This is a genomic window from Myceligenerans indicum (assembly GCF_016742955.1).
In the GTDB taxonomy this organism is placed as follows: Bacteria; Actinomycetota; Actinomycetes; order Actinomycetales; family Cellulomonadaceae; genus Myceligenerans; species Myceligenerans indicum.
The window spans coordinates 1-1,437 of sequence record NZ_JABBYC010000123.1 but is presented as its reverse complement, the minus strand read 5'-3'; the positions used below and the strand labels follow the sequence as shown (position 1 = coordinate 1,437).

At 68.5% G+C, this 1,437-nt stretch carries 1 protein-coding gene; it reads left to right on the top strand.

The window, feature by feature from the left end:
• Positions 1-119 precede the first annotated feature (119 nt).
• Positions 120-1,382, top strand: coding sequence for an IS256 family transposase (locus tag HGK34_RS22180; RefSeq protein WP_201851587.1), 1,263 nt, complete (start codon positions 120-122; stop codon positions 1,380-1,382).
• Positions 1,383-1,437: the final 55 nt, after the last annotated feature.

Here is a 1,437-nt window from a genome sequence, read left to right as displayed (position 1 = left end):
AGTTGCGTCCCTGATAGTGGTGTAACGCGGTCGGCGTGATCGTCTCGGCGAGACGGAACGCGGTCACCGCGTGATCCTTCGAGTGAACCTCTCACAGCACTCTCGAACGGAGCATCACGATGACCGCATCTCACATTGTCGACCCTGCCGGCGTTCTGGGCGAGGCCCTGGCCGAGGCGTCCCCGGACCTGATGCGGCACCTGCTGTCGACGATGATCGACGCGCTGTTGTCGGCCGAGGCCGATGCGGTCTGCGGGGCGGAGTACGGCCGCGCGAGCTCGGAGCGGGTCAACAGCAGGAACGGGTACCGGCACCGGGACCTGGACACCCGGGTCGGCACCATCGACGTCGCGGTCCCGAAGCTGCGTCAGGGGTCGTACTACCCCGACTGGCTGATGGACCGGCGTAAGCGGGCCGAGAAGGCGATGATCGCCGTGGTCGCGGACTGCTACCTCGCCGGGGTCTCCACCCGGCGGATGGACAAGCTGGTGGGCACCCTGGGGATCACGTCCCTGTCGAAGTCGCAGGTCTCCCGCATGGCCAAGGACCTGGACGAGCAGGTGGCCGCGTTCCGTACCCGCCGGCTGGACGAGTCCGGGCCGTTCACGTTCCTGGCCGCGGACGCCCTGTCGATGAAGCTGCGCGAGGACGGGCGCGTCACCTCCGCGATGGTGCTGGTCGTCACGGGTGTCAACGCCGACGGGCACCGAGAGGTGTTGGGCCTGCGGGTCGCTACGTCCGAGACGAAGACGGCGTGGAACGCGCTGTTCGCCGACCTGGTCGCCCGCGGCCTGGACGGTGTCCTGCTCGTCACCAGCGACGCCCACCCGGGCCTGGTGGACGCGATCGGCGCGAACCTGCCGGGAGCTGCCTGGCAGCGGTGCCGCACCCACTACGCCAAGAACCTCATGGACACCTGCCCCAAGACGCAGTGGCCGGCGGTCAAGGCCATGCTCCACTCGATCTACGACCAGCTCGACGCCGCCTCCGTGAACGCGCAGTTCGACAAGCTCTTGGACACCGTCGCCGCCACCCTGCCGGGCGTCCACGACCACCTCGACGCCGCCCGGGCCGACCTGCTCGCGTTCACCACCTTCCCGCGCGAGATCTGGCGGCAGATCTGGTCGAACAACCCCAACGAGCGTCTCAACCGCGAGATCCGCCGCCGCACCGACGTCGTGGGCATCTTCCCCGACCGCGACGCCATCATCCGCCTGGTCGGCGCCGTGCTGGCCGAGCAGCACGACGAATGGGCCGAAGCCCGCCGCTACCTCGGCCTGGACGTCATCGCCCGCAGCCGCCAGCCCCAAACCACCCCCGAGGACACCACCACCGCCATCACCACCAACTCTGACCAGCCTGTACTCCCCACTGCCGCCTGACCACCCACAACCTGAAGGATTACGAAACGGTTACACCACTACCTGGGACTTGACC

Coding starts and splice junctions, on each gene's coding strand:
- HGK34_RS22180 (WP_201851587.1), top strand. CDS start 120: ATGACCGCATCTCACATTGTCGACCCTGCCGGCGTTCTGGGCGAGGCC.